An 18004-nucleotide genomic window follows, 5' to 3' on the forward strand; every position below is an offset into this window, starting at 1 on the left:
TTTATTCTTCTTATCCTTGGAAGGACTCACCCGCCGGTGTCGCCCTCGTCCCGGCCCTCGCCGATGGCGGCCTCGATCACGCCCCGGCGCAGCGGGAAGATGTCGGGCCTCTCACGCCCGAGCCGCGCGGCGATGGCGGCCCAGCCCGGCGCCTCGTCGAGCCGCGGCAGCGCCTCGGCCAGCTCGCGCACCCGCTCGGCCTGGCCCGCGCGATGGGCGGCGAGCAGCATATGCGCGGCCAGCGCGGGCGGCATGGCCGCGCCCTCTCCGGCCCAGACGTCCTCGTAGGCGGCGAGCGCGGCGGTCCAGTCACCTTGCGCAAAGAGCGCCTCGGCGCGCTGGCGCAGGTAGTCGCGGGCGGGATCCTCGGGGGCCTCGTCCAGCAGCTCGCGGTCGCGGCCGGTGGCGGCATAGACATCGGTGCGCAGGGCCGCGAGCCGTGCGGCGATCTCGGGATCGGGCACCAGCAGCGGGCCGCGCGTCACCTCGACCGCAAGCGCGTATTGCCCCCCGGCGAACAGCGCCTCGGCGCGCTTCAGCCGCAGCCGGTCGCGCATGGCCTCGGTCTCGGAGAAGAGCCCCAGATCCTGGCCCACGGCGAGGAATTCGGCGGTCTCGAGGTATTCCCGCGCCGCGAGCCCGGTGATGCCATTGGCCAGCATGTGGTCGGCAAAAGCCTCGGCGCGTTCGGCAAAGCCGGGCTCCATCCGGTAATCCGTGGCAATGCGCGCGTGGCCCCGGACAAAATCGGCGATGGCCAGGTCGCCCGCCAGCCCATGGGCGTAGAAGGCATCCATCTGCGCCTCCGCCAGCGTCGCGGCCTTCTGGGCATACAGCGTCTCGGGGTAGCTGTGGCCGATGGCGTTCAACACCTCGAGAGCGGCGATCCGGTGGCTGAGGGCGATCTCGGCCTCGGCCAGCGCCATGAGCGTGCGCGCGCCCAGGGGCCCGCGGGTCCAGCGCCAGCGTGCCTGGCGCAGGAGCGTCAGCCGCTCGCGCGGCGCCAGCGCCTCGGTGCGGACCGCCAGCGAGATGATCGCCAGCCGGCCCTTGTGCGCCCAGGCATCCGAGCCGCGCGCGGCGCGCAGGTAGCTGTCGAAGGCGGCGACCTCCTCGCCTCCGCGCTCGGCCGCCCGGCCCAGGAGGTAATGGAAGGCGGCGCTGTCGCCGAGCGCGGAATGCGCCAGCATGCGCGCGGCCAGCGCATGGCCGATCTCCCAGTAGTCGGATTCCACCGCCGCCTCGAGCAACACCGGCAGGGTGACCTCGAGGATGCGGTCGGGCAGCGCCCCGGCGGCCTCCTCGGCCTCGAGCATGGCGAGCTCGCTCAGCCGCGCCCCGCCCGAGACGGCGACCATGGCGCGTAGATGCGGCGCGGCGGGCCAGTCGGGATGCGACAGGAGCGGATCGCTCTGGCCGAGGCTGTCGGCCCGGCCGGTCAGGATGCGTTGCAGGAGGGTTAGCGCGGCGACGCGGGGCGCCTCCTCGGCGGGCAGCCCTTCGGCCTGGGCGCGCGCCAGGTAGGAGCCCGCCTCGTAGCCCAGGCCGCGGGCGATGTGGAACTCGGCCAAGTCGAGAAGCGGCGGCCCCAGCGCGTCGGGCGCGGCGGCACCAAGCGCGTCGAGCAGCGCCAGCCGGCGCGCGACGAAATCGCCCCGCGCCTGGGCCTTCAGACGCAGCTCGGGCGCCGCCAGGGGCGCGGCCTCGCGGGGCGGCACGCCGCCGCCCTCGGGCACATCGGCTTGGGCCGCGCCGGGCGCCCCGAGGGCCAGCGCCGCCACAAGCACCGGGATGCAAGGTTTGAATGCCAAGCGCATAATCTCTTCTTGCTTTTGTAGCTAAAATCGCCTTATTTCTTGGCTTGAGCAAGAATAAAATCACCAAACCGGTGTTATTGCATGGATAGTGCGTCCTATATCCCGATCTCCCTGGTCTCCGCCCTGCAGCGGGATCTGGACGTGACCGCCAACAACATCGCCAATGCCGATACCGTCGGGTTCAAGCGCGAGCGGGTGGCCTTCGAGAGCTACCTGCACGAGGACACCGGCGACATGGAAGACGTGCATTTCGTCGTCGACGGCGGCTCCTACCTCGACAACAGCCAGGGCCGGCTGCAGGCCACGGGCAACCCGCTCGACATCGCGCTCGAGGGCGAGGGCTGGTTCGCCTTCGAGACCCGCGAGGGCGGCGTCGCCTACGGCCGCGACGGGCGGCTCACGCTCGACAACCAGGGCACGCTGGTCACCATCGACGGGGCGCAGATCCTCGACGTGGGCGGCGCGGCGATCAACCTCGCGCCCGAGGCCGTGGCCGGGCTGCAGATCGCCGAGGACGGCACCATGTCCGGCCCCGACGGCGCGGCGCTCGGCCAGATCGGCGTCTTCCGCATCGACGACCTGCAGGCCTACGAACGCGCCGGGTCGGGGCTGTTCCGCGCCCCGCCGGGCGGCGGCGTGGCGCCTGAGCTCGACGACAGCAGCGTCCTGATCCAGGGCGCGGTCGAGGGCAGCAACGTGCAGGCCATCACCGAGATCACCCGGCTGATGGAAATCCAGAAAGCCTATGAACGCGCGCAGACGGTCAGTCAAAGCGCCGACGATCTGCGGCAGGACGCGCTGAGCCGCCTGTCGCGGCCAGCCTGAAGGGGGACGGCATGAAGGCACTCGGTATCGCAGCGACGGGGATGCTGGCACAGCAGACCAATGTGGACGTGATCTCCAACAATATCGCCAACGCCAATACCACCGGCTACAAGACCCGCCGCGCGGCGTTCCAGGACCTGATCTACGAGAACCGCCAGCGCGAGGGCACCCAGACCTCGGAAGAGGGCACCGCGCGGCCGACCGGCGTCGACATCGGCCTGGGCGTGCGCACCGCGGGCGTGGCCCGGCTGACCACCCAGGGCGGGCTCGCGCAGACCGAGAACCAGACCGACCTGGCGATCGACGGGCGCGGCTATTTCACCGTGCAGATGCCCAACGGCGAGCAGGCCTATACCCGCGACGGCTCCTTCCAGATCTCGCCCGAGGGGCAGCTGGTGACGCTGCAGGGCTTCGAGGTCGACCCCGGCGTGGTCCTGCCCGAGAACACCGTGCAGCTCGACATCGCCGAGGACGGCACCGTGCGCGCCTTCGTCGAGAACGACCCCGTGCCGGTGGAGCTCGGCCAGCTCACCCTGACGACCTTCGTCAACGAAAGCGGCCTCCGGGCCTTGGGGAACAACCTTCTGCAGGCGACCGAGGCCTCGGGCGATCCCCTGCCCGCCAACCCCGGCGATCCGGGGCTCGGGGTGGTGCGCCAGGGCTACCTGGAGAACTCCAACGTCAACATCATCAAGGAGATCACCGACCTGATCTCGGCCCAGCGGGCCTATGAGATGAACTCGAAGTCGATCGAGACGGCCGACCAGATGATGTCGACCGCGAACCAGGTCAAATGATCCCCCGCGCGCTCCTGACCCTGGCCGCGGCGGCGCTGACCGCCCTGCCCGGCGCGCTGCGCGCCGAGGCCGTGGCCGCCCTGGTCGAGGAACAGGCGCGCATCCACCTGGGCGAGGCGCTGCCCGCCGAGGCCGAGCTGACCGTCACCATGACCACCGCCCCCATCGAGGAGGCGATGCTGCTTTCGGCCTTCTGGATCGACCGCAAGTCGGGCCAGTTCCTGGCCAATGCGCTGACCGAGGGCGGCGAGGAGGTGCGGCTGGGCGGCTATGCCATCGCCACCGTGCCCGTAGCCGTGCCGGTGCGGCAGATCCTGCCCGGCGAGATCCTGACCGAGGCCGACCTGCGGGTCATCTCCCTGCCCCGCGCCCGGGTCGGCAGCTTCGCCCTGACCGACCGGGACAAGCTGATCGGCATGGAGGTGCGCAGCCTTCTGACCACAGGCCGCGCGGTCATGGCCCAGGCGGTGCAGGAGCCCCTGGTGATCCGCCGCGGCCAAAGCGTGGCGATCCGGCTCAACGACGGGCGGCTGGTGCTCTCCGCGCCCGGCCGGGCCCTGCGCGACGCCCATGCGGGCGAAGAGATCAAGGTGGTGAACACCGTGAGCAACACGACCGTCACCGGCTACGCCACCAAGAACGGCGATGTGGAGATCCTGAGATGACGTTTTCCCCGCGGCTGACCGCGCCCCTGGCGGCGCTGAGCCTGCTCTCCGCCTGCAGCGGCGGCCCGCTCGACATGGACCCGCAGCCCTCGCAGGTGGGCACAGGGGCCCAGGGCGCCGAGACCGTGGCCGTGCCGATGCCCCCGCCCGAGATCCAGGCCCCGGCGCTGCGCGCCGAGCGGGCCTCGCTCTGGGAGGCCGGCAGCGGCGGCTTTTTCGCCGACCAGCGCGCCGAGAAGGTCGGCGACCTGCTGACCATCGTGATCGAGATCGACGACAACGCCCGGCTGAAGAACGAGACCAGCCGCAGCCGCGACGGCAAGACCAACTTCGGCACGCCCTCGCTCTTCGGTTTCGGCAAGCAGCTCGGCAGCCTCCTGGGCGACGAGGAAGCCGCCGAGGACCTCGAACAGGCCGATATCGTCGCGGTGAGCGGCGGGCAGGAGGTCTCGGGCTCGGGCGAGATCGACCGCAACGAGCGCATCAACCTGCGCGTCGCGGCGCTGGTGGTGCAGCAACTGCCGAACGGCAACCTGGTGGTCGCCGGGCGCCAGGAGGTGAAGGTGAACCAGGAGCTGCGCGACCTGCGCGTCTCGGGCATCATCCGCCCCGCCGACATCCAGCGCGACAACTCCATCTCCTACGACAAGATCGCCGAGGCGCGGGTCACCTACGGGGGCCAGGGGCAGCTCTCCAAGCAGCAGCGCATCGGCTACGGCGAAGGGCTGATGGACGTAATATTGCCTTATTAAGCCTCAGGTCTTTCCCCGTTTTCGACACGGTTCGCTGACATCTCTTGGCTCTGAGTTGACCACCCGAGCCAAGAGAGCCCCATGCCCAGCCTGTCGAAAATCCTTACCGGACTGTCCGTCGCCGCGGTTACGGCCGGTTTCGGGGGCGGATTCGCGCTGGCCTCGCTCTCGGGCACCGAAGGCGCCGTCGCCGGCATGACCGAGGCCGCGCCCGAGACCCGCGCCGCCAAGGCGGTGACCCAGGCCAAGGCCGAGCCGGTCTCGATGCAGCAGGTGAAGATGGAGCGCGCCGCCAAGGAGGCCATGGCCGCCGGCGAGCTCGAGCGTGAGGGCGAGCGCACGGTCGCCATCGACCGCATCGTCTTCCTGGGCCGGATGACCATTCCCGTCGATCTTGTGGATGCCACCGCCTACATCGTGACCGACCTGGGGCTGGCCATGCCCGACGCCGCCGCCGCCTCGGAGCTGCGCACCGTCGCCTCGGGCATCCGACTGCGCGACACCGTGCTGGCCGAGCTGCGCACCGCCGCCACCGGCAAGGCGCTGCGCGACATGCCGGTCGACACCGAGGCGCTTTCGGCGCGGCTCAAATCCGCGCTCGAGATGCAGGTCGGCACCATCGACGAGATGCTGCTTCTGTCCTTCTTCGTGACCGAGGTCCCGCGGGTCTGAGCCCTATTCGACCGCGCGCACGCTGCTGGCCGCCACCGTTTCCCCGTTATCGAGGCTCAAGAGGCTCTGGCCCTGCTCGAAGACCACCGAGTCGACGGTGGCCTGGGTGAAGGTCTCGTAGCTGACCGCCTTGCCGTCGGCGCCCGTGGCGCGGATCTCCACCTCGTAGCGGCCCGGCGGCAGCGGCAGGCCGGCGTAGTCATTGCCGTCCCAGGTGAAGCCATGGGCCTCTCCGGCCGAGGTCGGCAGCCCCTCGATGCGGCGCAGCTCGGTGCCGTCGGCGGCGAGGATCGTGGCCGAGACGGAGCTCGCGTTGTCGGCCAGCCGGTAGGACAGCTCCGCCCCGCCGCCCTCGCCCAGTTCGAAGGACGAGGAGGAGAGTGACACCGTCTTCCCGATCAGCGCCACATCGGCAAAGGAGGAGGCCGAGGAGAGCTGCGACGCGATGGTCTCGAGGTTGGAATTGGTCTGGATCGCCTGTTCCACCTGGCTCAGCTGCGCGAGCTGCGACACGAAGGTGGTGCTGTCCATCGGCTCCAGCGGGTCTTGGTTGGCGACCTGCGCCGTCAGGAGCTGCAGGAAGGCCTCGTAATCGGCGCTGAGAGAGGCCGAAGCCGCGCTCGAGACCGAGGTGCCGCTGCCCGTGGCCGCCGCGCTGGCGGCGCTGAGGGCGGTGGGATCGGTGGTCATCGCGTGTCTCCCTTCAGGTCAGGATGTCGAGCCGCCCGTCGGCGCGCGGGCCCGGGGCGGGCCGCGTCTCCGGGGTATCGGGCGGGGTCTCGGATGTCTCGGTCAAGGTGCGGGCGCTGGCCCCGGGCGCCTCGGGGGAGGCTTCCTCGCGGTGCTCGAAGCCCTCGAAGTCCAGGCTTTCGCCGCTCAGCTCGACGCCGCTTTCGGCGAGCATCGCCTCGAGCCCCTGCCGGTCGCCGCGCAGGGCGGCCAGCGTCGCGGGGTTCTCGGCGCGGATCACCACGCGCAGCTGCCCGGCCTCGTCGGTGGCCAGTTCGACCTCCAGCGCGCCGAGGCTCGCGGGCGAAAGCTCGATGCGGGTGCGGCCCTCGGTGATGCCGGCGCGGCGGATCTGGTCGAGCACCCCGCGCGGCATCTCCACGGCGGGCGCCATGGCCATCTCGGGCACGGCGGAAGGCATGGGCGGCAGGGCGGCACCCTGCGGGGCGGAGGTGACAGGCAGGACCGGGACCGGAGTCTCGAACCGCAGGGCTGCGGGCGCCTCGGTCGTGAGGATCGGGCCGGGCGTGGCGGCGGGCATGGAGGTGTTGCTCGGGGCCTGCGGGCCCTTGGGACTGCCGAAAAGCGCCTCGGCGGGGGTGGCCTGCCCGGCGCTTTGCGCAGGCCTTGCGGTGATGCGGGCGGTCTCCAACCCGGCGAGCGGCACGCGGGGCTCCGGGCCCGGCTGCACGGGGCTCTGCGGGACAGAGGGCGGGGCGGAGAGATTGGCGGCGACGGGCGCGCCGGAGGTTTCCGCAAGCCCGGCGGGTTGCGCCTTGGGCGCGGTGTCCGGCGTTGCACCCGGCGCCCCGAGCCCCAGCGCCTCGGAGAGCGCGGTGAGCACCGCCCCCAGCCGCTCCGGCGCCTTGGCGGGCAGCTCCGGCGCCAGCGCGTCGAGCGCCTCGGCCAGCCCTTGCGGCAGCTCGATCCCTGCCTCGGCGAAGACCGCGCTCAGTTCCTCCATCACGCGGGCGTCGAGGCGCGCCTGGCCGGCGGGGCTGAGCGGCGTCTCGGCGGGCAGCGCCTCGGCGAGCCGGGCGAAGGCGGCGTCGAGCTTGGACAGCAGCCCCTCGGGCAGCTCCTGGCCCGACGTGGCCTCCCCCGCAGCGGCGCCCTGCCCCTGCGCGGGTTGTTCTTCACCGCCCTCAAGCCCGCCCAGCACCCGGGCAAAGCCCGGCGCGTCACCCGCGGGAGACGCCCCCGGACGCCCCGGCCGGGTCTCCTGCCCGGCGGGCAGTTGCGAGAGGATGCGCGCGAGATCCATGCCGGCGCTCAGTGCAGCACCGACAGGGTGAAGCCCTGCGCGATGAGTTTCTGCCGGAGCCGCGCCAATGCCCGCGTCTCGATCTGGCGCAGCCGCGCCGGCGAGGTGGCGAGGTCGCTTGCGATGACGCTCATCGGCTCGGGATCGGGCATCAGGCGGCGGCGCTGGATCACCTCGGCTTCGACCTGGCTCAGCTCGGACATGGCCTGGTGCAGCCGGGCGACCATCATCGCCTCGTCCGAACGGCGCATGGCGTCCTCTTCGGGCGAGGCCTCGTCCGAGGCGATGGCCTCAAGCTCGGCCTGCAGCGCGTCGGGCGAATGCGCCCCGCCGGCCGAGATCCCGGCCAGCCGCGCGTCGATCGGAGAGCTGCCCTCCATCCGCGAGATCAGCGCGCCGCGGATGCGTTTCACCGCGGCGGCCAGCTCGTTGCGGACCCACCAGGCGGCATAGGTGGAGAAGCGCACGTCGCGCGCGGTGTCGAAGTTCTCGGCGGCGCGGATCAGCCCGATCACGCCCTCGGCCACGAGATCCTCGAGATGCGCGGGGTTGTCGGTCCAGCGGCGCGCCAGCGACCAGACCTGCCGGGCGTGCGAGCGCACCAGAAGCTCGAGCGCGGCGCTGTCCTTGTCGCGCTGCCAGCGCAGGATCGCCTCGCGCTCTTCGTCGACCTCCAAAAGCGGTTCCCGCAGCGCATGGCTGAAAGACGTGAGCATCCCTGCCTCTTGGATTATCGTTATCAAGGACAGGTAAGCACAGATTCAAGGACTTAAAAAGGAATTCCCGGTTTACGCCGGGTTAAACGCGGCTCCCGATCATGCTGTCGGGGGCGAGGCTGCGGAAGGTGATCGCCTCTTCCGGCTGGCGCGTCAGGGTGCGGAACAGCTCGAAGCTCAGGGGCTGGCCGCCCAGGATCACCGCCTTGAGGATCATCGCGGTCTGCACGATGTGGTGGTCGGGCAGGAAGGTGCCGCTGAGTATGCCGCCCGAGGCCGCCTCTGCGCCCGACATCTGCCGCAGCTCGCGGGTGAAGCCGCGGGTGAAATGCACCAGGTCGAGATTGGCGATCGAGGCATAGCCCATGTCGATCAGCGTCTCGTAGCAATGCCAGAGCGCGCAGAGCCCATGGGTGCCGCGGGCATCCTCGGGCCCGGTGCCGCTGAGCACGGTCGCGGCGCGCGCGGCGATCCGGCCCGAAAGCTCGGCGCTGCGGCCCGCGCAAAGCGCCGTCCGGGCCTGGGGCGCGGGCAGGATGACCACCAGCGCCTCGGCGGGCAGGCGCAGGTCGAACTCCTCGACCAGCACGTCCCCCAGCGCCAGGTCGGGGTCGAGCATCACGTCGTCCCGGATCACGGTGATCTGGGCCACGTCCTTGTCGGCAAACAGAAATTCCGCGTGCGACACCGGCAGGAGCCGCCGCAGGAGATGCGCGATCTGCTGGGTCTGCGAGCGCGGCGCGGGGCGCAGACGCCCATCCCAGATCATATCGAGCAGATGTTCGGTCACCATAACGGTCTCTGATGTCCTTGCAGCTTGTCCCCGATTAAAGGCTAGTAAAGGCCTTCCCCCATGGGAAGGAAAAACACCCCGGAGCCCGCTATATCGTGGAAGTTTTTTGGGGATAACGCCCAGATTTAGTGGCGCTGCATATCGCCAAAACAAGCCAACACATTCCAGATCGGCGATTTTTTGCGTCTATACAAGGCTCAGGCGCAAATCTCGCGCCGCAGCGCGGAAAAAGCCGCGCCGCGCCGTCGCAAGACCTTGTGGCCCCAAGACAGCAGCGGCGCGATTCCCTCAGATCGGCGACTCGACTCCGCTGGGATAGAGCAGCTTGATGCTGACCCGCCGATTCTCGGGCGAGTCCGGCGCCTCGGGCAGGAGCGGCACGGTATCGGCCAGCCCCGCTACCCGGGCGATGCGCGCGGGCTGCACGCCGCCCGCAAGCAGCACGCGCCGCGTGGCATTGGCGCGTTCGGCGGAAAGGTCCCAGTTGTCGTAGCCCTCGGTGGTAAAAGGCACGGCGTCGGTATGGCCCGAGATCAGGATCTTGTTCGGCAGTTCGGTCAGCACCGCCGAGACCGACTCGATCAGCATCCGCGTCTCCGCCGAGATCCGCGCGCTGCCCGAGGCGAACATCGACCGGCCCGGCTGGTCGACGATATGCACATCGACCCCGTCGGCGGACTGGCTGAAGCGGATGTTGCCCAGGAATTCCTCGGGCAGGCCGCTGGCGCGCAGTTGCTCGGAGATCTGCGCCTGGAGCGCCTCGAACTCGGCGGCGCGCTCTTCCTCGGGGGTGGGCGTGACGGCGATGGCCTCGTCGTCCATGCCCTCGGCGCTGGCGCTCTGGGTGCCGGCCTCGCCGGCGCCGGGCGCGGTCTCGCTGCCCTCGGCGGCGGGGCCCTCGGCGCTGGCCTCGCCCGTGCTGTCACCCGGGCCGCCCGCCGCGGTGGCGTCGTCGTAGCGCAGCCGGCTGTCGAAGACCATCAGCGGGTTTTCCTGCCCGAAGGCCGGGATCGGGGGCATCTCCTCGCTCGAGGGCACCCCGCCGACGCGCAGCTGGTCGTTCGAGACGATCTGCCCGTCGAGAAGCTCGGGCCCGCCGCCGTTCGACTGGGCCATGACCGGCGTGAAATATTCCGCCAGCCCCTTGAGCTTGTCCGCATCCGCCGCGCTGACGATCCAGAGAAGCAGGAAAAAGGCCATCATCGCCGTCATGAAGTCGGCATAGGCCACCTTCCACGAGCCGCCGTGATGGGCGTCGTGGTCATCGCTTTCCACGCGCTTGATGATGACGGGTTTCTCGGCCATCGACGTTCCCCTGCCCTGTCAGCGCGGTCTCAGGACGAGACGCTCTCGGTCCCGGTGCGGGCCGCGGTCTTGCCGCGGGCATAGGTGCCGAGGCCGCGTTCCTTGGCGTAGCGGGCCTTGCGCTCGGAATAGCTGGGCGCGACCAGGGGCGTGTCCTCGGTCAGGCCGAACATCCGGCGATACTGCTCTTCGGTGAGGCCGTGTTCGGAGCCGATGTGCCGCTTGAGCATCTTGAAGCCCTTGCCGCAGCACAGGCAGTAGACCTTGTCCTGGGTCACCGCCTCGGCGATCGGCAGCGCCGGGACCGCCTGGGGTCCGGGCTGGCCCGCCTGGGCCGTCGCGGGCTCCGGCGCCTCGCCCATCTCGTGGCGCAGCTTGCGCACCAGTTCGACGATCTCGTCGGGTCCGACCTCGGGACGCGCCGCATAGGCAGCCACGATCGAGGAAATGAAGGCGTCGTTCTTGTCTTCTGCAGTCATGGTCATTTCTCTCTTCTGAGACTGACGGCGGGCCCTGCCCTGCCGTCTTGACGATGCACACTCGTGATGCACACACCCTCGGCCGCCTTCTGCATGCCGGTTTCGGTTCGAATGGCGCCCCGAAGGACACCCCCGACCAGGTTCAAAATCACCGCGCGGCCCCCTGCCGCAAGCGCCCGGTTCTGGGCCCCGCGACCGCTTACCCGCGTCCACAAATCCCGCCGGCTATCCTTCAATCCTGCAAGACCGTTCTTGCAGTTCTCCGGGGCCCGCGTTCAATATCTAGGATATTGCTTTCGAAGTTTAAGAAAAGGTCAAAGAATCGGTAAATTTGTGGCCGATATCTTGTGCAGGCATGAATAGGCAAAAATTGGCGAGGGCCGACAGGCGATTTGAGCGGGCTATTGCCCGTCGCGCGCGTCCCAGATCGCGAAGCTCTGCAGCACGTTCATCGCCGCGTTGCCCTCGGCCGGGCGATAGGCCAGGAGGTTGCGCCCGCCGGGATCGGCCGATTGCAGCGCGGTGACCACGCTGCCCGAGACGAGCCCCACCGCCACCAGCGCAAAGAGCGCCGCGCGCAGGCCCAGCATCCGTCCGCGCGGTTTCTTCGGCGCGGGCGCCGCGCGGCCGCGGGCCGGGTCGCCCTCGCGCGCCGGCGTCTCGGCCAGAAGCGGCGAGATCGGCGTGACGAAAATGCCCTCGGGGCTCATCACCACGTCGGCGAGGTAGCTCGCCTTGGTGAACAGATCGACAATCGCGCGCGGGAAGGCTGCCTTCGGCACGTCGATCATCACCCCCTGCCCCGACGTCCAGTCGCCCAGGCACTCGGGGTCGATGACAAAGCAGCGCAGGTCGTCGCGGTGGCCGACCCGCTCGGCGCGCAGCGGCAGGCTGCGCTCGGGGATGGTCTCGGGGTCGATCAGCACCCGGATGCGCGCGCCGGTGGTGCGGATCTCGCCGGGCAGCACGGAGGTGCGGGTGTCCTCGATCTCGGAGATGGCGCGGAAGCCCGCGGGCAGCGGGTTGCGCGGCTCCGAGAAGGAGATGCGCGGCCGCCAGGCCGGTTTGGGCTTGGGCGCGGGCGGCGGGGCCTTGGGCGCCGGCGCGGGTTTCGGCGCGGCGCTGGCCGCAGTGGCCGCGCTGCCCACCGTGTCGACATCGAAGCTCTGCGCCATGCGGGCGAGCCCCTCGGACGTCTCGATAATGCGGAAGAGCGCCTGGGCGTCGGAATAGAGCACCTTCATGGTCGGCGCGCCGGGCATCCGGGGCGAGACCGCGAAACTGCCCGCGGCCCAGCCCGTGGCCGCGCCGATCCGCGCCAGCACCGCCTCGGGCGCCTCGGTGCGGAAAAGCACCGCCTGGGTGCCGCCATCCTCGGAGAGGCACAGCGCCAGCCCGACCCCCTGCGGCCAGTCGTGCATGACCGGGGTCAGTTCGTCCTCTTCGTAAAGATAGGCCAGGCGGTCCATCGCGGCGGTCTCGATCCCTATCGTTAACCTGCCACTAATCTTGCCTATTCTTGAATAGCAGTCAAATACTATGGCGAAATCGGCTTTACTATCCTATGATCACCAAAGACTTCCTTGTTCGGAGCAAGACATGACGTTGTTCATCGGGATCGCCATGGTCTTCGGGCTGCTCTTCGGCGGGTTCATCCTGTCCGGCGGCAAGCTCGACATCGTGCTGCACGCCATGCCCTACGAAGGCATGATGATCGTCGGCGCGGCGCTGGGGGCCTTCGTGATCGCCAACTCGATGCACGGGGTGAAGAAGGCCGGGAAGGGCTTTCTCAAGGTGATCAAAGGCCCGAAGTGGAAGGCCAAGGATTACATCGACCTGCTCACCCTGATGTACGAGCTGTCGCGGATCTACCGCACCAAGGGCATCCTGGCGCTCGACGACCACATCGAACGGCCCAAGGAAAGCGAGATCTTCCAGCGTTACCCGCGGGTCCTGGCCGATCACTTCGCGATCGACCTGATCACCGATTCGTTCCGCATGCTCGCCATGCAGTTCGACGACCGCTTCGACACCGAAGAGGTGATCAACCGCAAGATCCAGAAGCACCACAAGGAAGCCATGACGCCCGCCGATGCGATCCAGGTCATGGCCGACGGGTTGCCCGCCATCGGCATCGTCGCGGCGGTCCTGGGAATCATCAAGACCATGTCCTCGATCGACCAGCCGCCCGAGGTGCTGGGCGGGATGATCGGCGGGGCGCTTGTCGGCACCTTCCTGGGCGTCTTCCTCTCCTACTGCATCGTGCAGCCCATCGCCGGGCGGCTGAAGCACATCGAGCACGAGGACGTGGCCTTCTACCACATCATCCGCGACGTCTTCGTCGCCATGATCGCCGACCATCCGCCGAACGTCTGCGTCGAGATCGCCCGCGGCGTCATGCCCTCGGGCGTGCAGCCGGACTTCGAGACGATGGAGACCGCGCAGAAGCAGCTCGCCGCCGCATGAGCGCGCGGGGCCTCTCGACGTTTGCTGCCCTGGCGCTGGCGGGGGCCCTGTCTCTGGCCCTGCCGGGGGGCGCCTGGGCCGCCGGACCGGGCCCCGAGGAGGACAGCGCCGAGGGCGAGGATGCGGCCGAGGAAGAGGCCCCCGGGCCGATGTCGCATTTCGAGCGCCCCACCGGCTTTTCGCCCGACCTCATGGAGAAGATGCGCGCCGCGCTGATCCGCCGGGCCGAGACCCGCGAGAGCGGGGAATGAGCGCCGGGCGGGCCCGCACCTTCGAGGTCCTGACCCGCCTGCGCGAGGCCGAGCTGGAAGAGGCCGCCCGCGAGCTGGCCGAGCTGCGCCGCCGCGAAAGCGCCGCGCGCACCCGGGCCGAAAGCCTCGTCGCCCGGATCACCGAGGAAGGCAGCAGCCCCGACAATCCCGCCGCCACCGCCTATCGCGGCCAGTGGCTCTCGGCGATCAGCGTCGAGCTAGAGGCCGCCTGGGCCGAGGTCGACACGCTGACCCGCCAGATCGAGGGCGCCGCCGCGGCGGTCCGGGGCCGCTTCGCCCGCGCCAAGCAGATCGAGACCCTGGGCGAACGCGCCGCCGAGGCCCGGAGCGACGAGGCCGACCGCCGCGCGCGCCGCGCCGCCGAAGAGGATCTGTCGCGCCCGCGCGCGCCCTTCCTCTGAGCCCCGCCAACTGACCCAAGACAGCCCTTTGCCCCGTCTCCGCCGCCCGTAAGCGGTTTGTTAGGCTTGATCGTGTTAGGCCCTTGCCCCGACAGGCCCGCCACCGAAGACGGATAGCGCATGACGCCCCCTTCCCGCCCCGGCTCCCGCCGCAAGACGCCCTGGTCCGCGATCTGGATGTTCGCCGCCGCCGGGCTTGCCGTCCTGGCGCTTTCCGGCGGGGCGGGCACCACCGCGCGCAGCCTCTTCCTGGCCGGCGCCGACGAGGTCGATCCGATCATCGCGGGCAGCAACCTCGACGACCTGCCGCAGCTCATGCGCGGCAATATCCCCGTGGTCACCTCCAGCCGCTTCTACGATCTGCCGCGCCGCGAGAAGCCGCCGCGCATGTGCGAAATGCCCGAGGATTACTTCGAAAAGCTCGACCTCGGGCACGACGAATCCCCCGGCTACACAAGGCGCAACGAATACGTGCGCCGCTTCCAGCCGCGCCGGGGCTTTCTGAACGAACGCGAGCTGCGCGCCGCCAAGGTCGCCTGGCTTTATTTCGAGAAGTTCACCCAGGAGGGAACGGGACTCGCCAATTCGGTCGGCAATTACCCCTCGACCACGCTTTGGGACACCGCGTCTTACGTGGCGGGCGCGGTCGCCGCCTACGAGTTCTGCCTGATCGAGAAGCCCGAGTTCGACCGCCGCATGACGCAGCTTTTCACCACGCTGAAGACGCTCGACCTCTTCCGCAACGAGATGCCGAACAAGGTCTATCACACCCGCACCGGCGAGAAGGTCGACTACACCAACAAGCCCGGCGAGATCGGCTTTTCCGCGCTCGACATCGGGCGGATGATGGTCTGGATGCGGATCGTGAAGAACCGCTACCCGCATCTCGGCAACACCATCGACGCGGTGCTGCTGAAATGGGATTTCTCCAACATCATCACCGAGGAGGGCCTGCTGTTCGGCGCCTATGTCGACGAGGACACCGGAGAGACGCGCTATGCACAGGAGGGGCGGCTCGGCTACGAGGAATACGCCGCGAAAGGTTTCGCCCTCTGGGGCTTCCGCCCGATCCTTGCACATCGCGCAGAGCCTTTCCTGACCGCCACGATCTACGGCGTGCAGGTGCCCTACGACGGCCGCGACCCGCGGATCTTCCACTCGCAGAACTACGTGGTGACCGAATCCTATCTGCAGGACGGGCTCGAGCTGGGCTTCGACCTGCCGCATGACGACCACACGCCCGACTGGCTCAGCTCCGACGGCTGGCGGGCCGAGTTCGCCGACCGCATCTACGAGGTGCAGGAGCAGCGCTGGCGCCACACCGGCTTCATGACCGCCCGGTCCGAGCACAACGTGAAGGGCCCGCCCTATTTCACCTACGACACGATCTTCTCGGACGGCTATCCCTGGAACACCGTCACCCCCCGGGGCGATTACACGCCCGACCACGCGGCGGTGGCGGCCAAGGCGGCGCTCGGGCTCTGGGCGCTCTGGGACACGGACTATACGGACGTCCTCTACGACGCGATCATCGAGCTCTATGACCCCGAGACCGGGATGTACGAGGGTCTCTACGAACGCGGCCAGGGCCGGGTCGAGATCTTCACCGCCAACAACAACGGGATCATCCTGACCGCGCTGCTCTATAAGCTGCAGGGCAAGATCCTGACGCCCTACACCGGCGAAACCGAGGTCTGGTACACCGCCTTCCGCGACCAGGACATCCGCGTGCGCCGCAATTACCCCGATCCGCCCCAGCGCGAGGACTGGCTGCCGGCCCTGCGCCATTCAACCCAGCAGAAGGTGGAATTCTGATGCCCCTGTCATCCTTGACGCGCGCGCTTGCCGCGCTGGCGCTCGCGGTCTGCGCCGCCGGCCCCGCCCCGGCGCAGGAGGCCGGCGCACCCGACCCGACCTTCGCCTCCGAGAACGCCATCCTCGACACTTCGATCCTCTTTGCCATCGGCGCCCGCGAGGCCCGGCAGGAGCTGCGCGGCGCCTTCGGCTGGCCGACCTTCCAGGAGGGCCTGGTCGAAGGTGTCTACTTCCGCTTCGACCCCGACGGCTACGCCCGCTTCGCCCCCTCGCCCCGGCTCGACGCCGATGTCTTCGAGGTGATCTGCCGCCCGCGCACCTATACCTGCATGGGCCGCAAGGGCGCGATGCAGGTGGCGCTGACCCCCGCCGGCCAGCTGCAGCTCGACATCGAGAACGCCAGCGAGGGCGACGATTTTGTCCTGGCCGAGAACATCGACGAGCTGGCCCTGCCAAAGACGCTCCTGCAGCCGCTCGACCGGCGGCTCGAGGCGCTTCTTTCCTCGGGCGGGGAGCTGGTGATCCGCCGCAATGGCGCCGAGGTGGCGCGGATCTCGCTCTCGGGCTTCTACGCCGCCACCACCTACCTGCGCTGGGTCGCGGCCCGGCAGGACTACGCCGTGCTGCCGCGCGGCTGGCCGGTGCCGAACTCGGTCCAGGACGGCCCCGGCGCGCTGACCCGGACCGAGGCCTGGGCCTCGCCCATGCCGCGCCCGCTCACCGCCCCCGGTGCCCCGGCCCAGGCGCCCGCGCCGGCCCTGCCCGGCACGGCCCAGCCCCCGCGCATGGCCGAGGATGTGGCCGAGGTCCGCGGCGAGCTGCGCATCCTGCGCGAGATGATGATGGGCCAGCCCGTGGTCCCCGCCCCCGGCGCGGGCGCGCCCCTGCCGCCCGCCGCGCCCCAGGCCCCCGGAGCCATGGCCGAGCGGCTGACCGCGCTCGAGGCCCAAGCCGAGGCGCTCCTTTCCGAGATCGCCCATCTGCGCGGCGTGATGGCCCCCGCCGCCCACGGCGCGCCGCAGGCGGCCCTTGCCCCCCAGAGTCTGTCCCCCGCGCCCGCCGCCCTCGGCAGCGGCCCGGGCAGCGAGGCTGAGCGCATCTCCCGCCAGCTCGATTACCTGATGACCGAGATCGGCCTCGCCCCCGACGTGGCGCTGACGGTGATCCAGCACCAGCGGCTCGAGGCCGACCCCGAGGCCCAGGCCAGCCGCGCCGCCGAGGACGCGCTGATCGACAGCATCCTGGCCGAGATCGGCCCGGCCCCCGCGCCGCCTCAGCCGCCCGCCCCCGAGATCCCGCCCGAGGACTACCAGCTTCTCAGCGACTACGTCCGCTCCGTCATGGAGGAGATCGACCGCTAGCGCCCGGGGCATTTGTCTCAAATCCCGCGCATCTGCCCTCGGCGCGCCACAGTCCCGCTCTGCCGCCGCCCCGCCGATCCCGCTACCCTTGCGCCATGCAACAGGGAGCGCGCGGATGGTCCGGGCCCACAAATTGTCACTCTGGGCGCTCGGCGGCGCGCTGATCCTCTCCGCCCTGCTTCTGCGCCCCGGCAGCGCCGCGCCCGCGGAGCTTCGATCCGAGATCTCCGTCGACGGGCCCGCGCTCTTCTACGCGGTCTCGGGCGAGGCGCGCCGCCCGCTCTGGGCGGTGCACTGCCGGCTGCGCCTGCGCGGCTGCATCGCCCGCGCGCCCGGCCTGGTGCTGCGCCTCGACGAGGCGGGCGCCCCCTGGCTCCTCGCCGCCGTCCCGCCCGGCGCGCGGATCTCGCTTGCCCGGCGCAACACCAGCCAGCCGCTGCCCGGCCTTCTGACCACGCCTCTCGACCCCGAGGTGCTGGCCCGCCTCTCCGCCCCCGGAGCCGCGCTGATCGTCGAGGACGCGGGCCAGGTGATCCTGAAAAGCCCCACCGAGGGTCTCACCGAGGTCGCCGCCTACCTCGCCTGGCTCGCCAGTGACAGCGCCCGGACGCTGGGCGACGCCCGCCTCTGGCCGAAGGGCGGCCCGATCGAGCCCGCAGCGATGACGCCCGAGGTCCTCGAACGCTTTGCCGTCCAGGCCCGCCGCGCCCGCGAGGCCGCCCGCCAGCTCGTCCCGGTGACCAAGCCGCAAAGTGAGTTCGCCCTGCGCGCCCAGGTCCCCGACCGCGCCCAGCTGCCCGCCCGCTAGGCCGCGCGCCGCGCCCCTCGCAAGGCTTTCTTAAGGGAGATCGGCTAGCAAGGGCACGCCCCCTCGC

The 18004-nt window shown here is 70.1% G+C and carries 19 protein-coding genes; 11 read left to right on the forward strand and 8 right to left on the reverse strand.

The window, feature by feature from the left end; translation table 11 throughout:
- Window positions 1-26: 26 nt before the first annotated feature.
- The gene (locus ACX938_RS09385) at window positions 27-1811 is read right to left on the reverse strand and encodes a hypothetical protein (protein WP_459430844.1); all 1785 of its coding nucleotides are present in this window, start codon (window positions 1809-1811) and stop codon (window positions 27-29) included.
- A gap of 87 nt (window positions 1812-1898) precedes the next feature.
- Between ACX938_RS09385 and flgF the strand changes: the two genes are divergently transcribed.
- From flgF to ACX938_RS09410, 5 genes are all read left to right on the forward strand, one after another.
- Window positions 1899-2642: a flagellar basal-body rod protein FlgF gene (gene flgF / locus ACX938_RS09390; RefSeq protein ID WP_232752022.1), complete on the forward strand. Its 744-nt coding sequence runs from the start codon at window positions 1899-1901 to the stop codon at window positions 2640-2642.
- An 11-nt stretch (window positions 2643-2653) separates the two neighbouring features.
- On the forward strand, window positions 2654-3439 hold the full coding sequence (gene flgG, locus ACX938_RS09395; RefSeq protein ID WP_232752023.1) for a flagellar basal-body rod protein FlgG: 786 nt from the start codon (window positions 2654-2656) through the stop codon (window positions 3437-3439).
- Window positions 3436-4104 carry a flagellar basal body P-ring formation chaperone FlgA gene (flgA, locus tag ACX938_RS09400; RefSeq protein ID WP_232752024.1) on the forward strand — a complete coding sequence of 223 codons (669 nt, stop codon included), beginning with the start codon at window positions 3436-3438 and terminating at the stop codon, window positions 4102-4104. The genes flgG and flgA overlap by 4 nt, the downstream gene beginning before the upstream one ends.
- On the forward strand, window positions 4101-4856 hold the full coding sequence (locus tag ACX938_RS09405) for a flagellar basal body L-ring protein FlgH (RefSeq protein ID WP_232752025.1): 756 nt from the start codon (window positions 4101-4103) through the stop codon (window positions 4854-4856). Before flgA ends, ACX938_RS09405 begins: the two co-directional genes overlap by 4 nt.
- Before the next feature lie 81 nt (window positions 4857-4937).
- Window positions 4938-5528, forward strand: coding sequence for a hypothetical protein (locus tag ACX938_RS09410; RefSeq protein ID WP_232752026.1), 591 nt, complete (start codon window positions 4938-4940; stop codon window positions 5526-5528).
- Between the two features lie 3 nt (window positions 5529-5531).
- On the opposite strand, the gene ACX938_RS09415 is transcribed toward ACX938_RS09410, so the two are convergent.
- From ACX938_RS09415 to ACX938_RS09445, 7 genes are all read right to left on the reverse strand, one after another.
- Entirely contained in the window at window positions 5532-6218 is a 687-nt protein-coding gene (locus tag ACX938_RS09415) for a flagellar hook assembly protein FlgD (RefSeq protein WP_459430845.1), read from the reverse strand.
- Between the two features lie 13 nt (window positions 6219-6231).
- Complete coding sequence (locus ACX938_RS09420) at window positions 6232-7521, reverse strand: flagellar hook-length control protein FliK (protein ID WP_459430846.1); 1290 nt, start codon at window positions 7519-7521, stop codon at window positions 6232-6234.
- Between the two features lie 8 nt (window positions 7522-7529).
- Complete coding sequence (locus ACX938_RS09425) at window positions 7530-8237, reverse strand: sigma-70 family RNA polymerase sigma factor (protein WP_232752029.1); 708 nt, start codon at window positions 8235-8237, stop codon at window positions 7530-7532.
- Between the two features lie 82 nt (window positions 8238-8319).
- On the reverse strand, window positions 8320-9030 hold the full coding sequence (locus ACX938_RS09430) for a hypothetical protein (RefSeq protein WP_459430847.1): 711 nt from the start codon (window positions 9028-9030) through the stop codon (window positions 8320-8322).
- A 288-nt stretch (window positions 9031-9318) separates the two neighbouring features.
- On the reverse strand, window positions 9319-10335 hold the full coding sequence (locus tag ACX938_RS09435; RefSeq protein WP_459430848.1) for a flagellar motor protein MotB: 1017 nt from the start codon (window positions 10333-10335) through the stop codon (window positions 9319-9321).
- A 29-nt stretch (window positions 10336-10364) separates the two neighbouring features.
- A complete protein-coding gene (locus ACX938_RS09440; RefSeq protein WP_459430849.1) occupies window positions 10365-10814 on the reverse strand; it encodes a Ros/MucR family transcriptional regulator in 450 nt (149 codons plus the stop codon).
- A 401-nt stretch (window positions 10815-11215) separates the two neighbouring features.
- Window positions 11216-12283: a hypothetical protein gene (locus ACX938_RS09445; protein WP_459430850.1), complete on the reverse strand. Its 1068-nt coding sequence runs from the start codon at window positions 12281-12283 to the stop codon at window positions 11216-11218.
- Between the two features lie 130 nt (window positions 12284-12413).
- Here ACX938_RS09445 and motA point away from each other — a divergent pair, with 130 nt between their 5' ends.
- The 6 genes from motA to ACX938_RS09475 all read left to right on the forward strand — a co-directional run bounded on the left by motA (window position 12414) and on the right by ACX938_RS09475 (window position 17937).
- The gene (motA, locus tag ACX938_RS09450) at window positions 12414-13280 is read left to right on the forward strand and encodes a flagellar motor stator protein MotA (protein ID WP_232752034.1); all 867 of its coding nucleotides are present in this window, start codon (window positions 12414-12416) and stop codon (window positions 13278-13280) included.
- The gene (locus tag ACX938_RS09455) at window positions 13277-13531 is read left to right on the forward strand and encodes a hypothetical protein (RefSeq protein ID WP_459430851.1); all 255 of its coding nucleotides are present in this window, start codon (window positions 13277-13279) and stop codon (window positions 13529-13531) included. Before motA ends, ACX938_RS09455 begins: the two co-directional genes overlap by 4 nt.
- Window positions 13528-13953, forward strand: coding sequence for a hypothetical protein (locus ACX938_RS09460; protein WP_459430852.1), 426 nt, complete (start codon window positions 13528-13530; stop codon window positions 13951-13953). The genes ACX938_RS09455 and ACX938_RS09460 overlap by 4 nt, the downstream gene beginning before the upstream one ends.
- A gap of 120 nt (window positions 13954-14073) precedes the next feature.
- Window positions 14074-15768 carry a DUF3131 domain-containing protein gene (locus tag ACX938_RS09465; protein WP_459430853.1) on the forward strand — a complete coding sequence of 565 codons (1695 nt, stop codon included), beginning with the start codon at window positions 14074-14076 and terminating at the stop codon, window positions 15766-15768.
- A complete protein-coding gene (locus tag ACX938_RS09470) occupies window positions 15768-17129 on the forward strand; it encodes a hypothetical protein (protein WP_459430854.1) in 1362 nt (453 codons plus the stop codon). Before ACX938_RS09465 ends, ACX938_RS09470 begins: the two co-directional genes overlap by 1 nt.
- A 115-nt stretch (window positions 17130-17244) precedes the next feature.
- Window positions 17245-17937, forward strand: a complete 693-nt coding sequence (locus ACX938_RS09475) for a hypothetical protein (protein WP_459430855.1) — start codon at window positions 17245-17247, stop codon at window positions 17935-17937.
- Window positions 17938-18004 lie beyond the last annotated feature (67 nt).

Source organism: Roseivivax sp. (assembly GCF_054552075.1).

Bases quoted from the DNA above. Each gene is read 5' to 3' on its own strand.
- ACX938_RS09470 (WP_459430854.1), top strand. From the start codon at position 15,768: ATGCCCCTGTCATCCTTGACGCGCGCGCTTGCCGCGCTGGCGCTCGCG.
- ACX938_RS09475 (WP_459430855.1), top strand. From the start codon at position 17,245: ATGGTCCGGGCCCACAAATTGTCACTCTGGGCGCTCGGCGGCGCGCTG.
- ACX938_RS09445 (WP_459430850.1), bottom strand. From the start codon at position 12,283: ATGGACCGCCTGGCCTATCTTTACGAAGAGGACGAACTGACCCCGGTC.
- flgG (WP_232752023.1), top strand. From the start codon at position 2,654: ATGAAGGCACTCGGTATCGCAGCGACGGGGATGCTGGCACAGCAGACC.
- ACX938_RS09425 (WP_232752029.1), bottom strand. From the start codon at position 8,237: ATGCTCACGTCTTTCAGCCATGCGCTGCGGGAACCGCTTTTGGAGGTC.
- ACX938_RS09410 (WP_232752026.1), top strand. From the start codon at position 4,938: ATGCCCAGCCTGTCGAAAATCCTTACCGGACTGTCCGTCGCCGCGGTT.
- motA (WP_232752034.1), top strand. From the start codon at position 12,414: ATGACGTTGTTCATCGGGATCGCCATGGTCTTCGGGCTGCTCTTCGGC.
- ACX938_RS09415 (WP_459430845.1), bottom strand. From the start codon at position 6,218: ATGACCACCGATCCCACCGCCCTCAGCGCCGCCAGCGCGGCGGCCACG.
- ACX938_RS09455 (WP_459430851.1), top strand. From the start codon at position 13,277: ATGAGCGCGCGGGGCCTCTCGACGTTTGCTGCCCTGGCGCTGGCGGGG.
- ACX938_RS09420 (WP_459430846.1), bottom strand. From the start codon at position 7,521: ATGGATCTCGCGCGCATCCTCTCGCAACTGCCCGCCGGGCAGGAGACC.
- flgA (WP_232752024.1), top strand. From the start codon at position 3,436: ATGATCCCCCGCGCGCTCCTGACCCTGGCCGCGGCGGCGCTGACCGCC.
- ACX938_RS09440 (WP_459430849.1), bottom strand. From the start codon at position 10,814: ATGACTGCAGAAGACAAGAACGACGCCTTCATTTCCTCGATCGTGGCT.
- ACX938_RS09460 (WP_459430852.1), top strand. From the start codon at position 13,528: ATGAGCGCCGGGCGGGCCCGCACCTTCGAGGTCCTGACCCGCCTGCGC.
- ACX938_RS09430 (WP_459430847.1), bottom strand. From the start codon at position 9,030: ATGGTGACCGAACATCTGCTCGATATGATCTGGGATGGGCGTCTGCGC.
- ACX938_RS09435 (WP_459430848.1), bottom strand. From the start codon at position 10,335: ATGGCCGAGAAACCCGTCATCATCAAGCGCGTGGAAAGCGATGACCAC.
- ACX938_RS09465 (WP_459430853.1), top strand. From the start codon at position 14,074: ATGACGCCCCCTTCCCGCCCCGGCTCCCGCCGCAAGACGCCCTGGTCC.
- ACX938_RS09405 (WP_232752025.1), top strand. From the start codon at position 4,101: ATGACGTTTTCCCCGCGGCTGACCGCGCCCCTGGCGGCGCTGAGCCTG.
- flgF (WP_232752022.1), top strand. From the start codon at position 1,899: ATGGATAGTGCGTCCTATATCCCGATCTCCCTGGTCTCCGCCCTGCAG.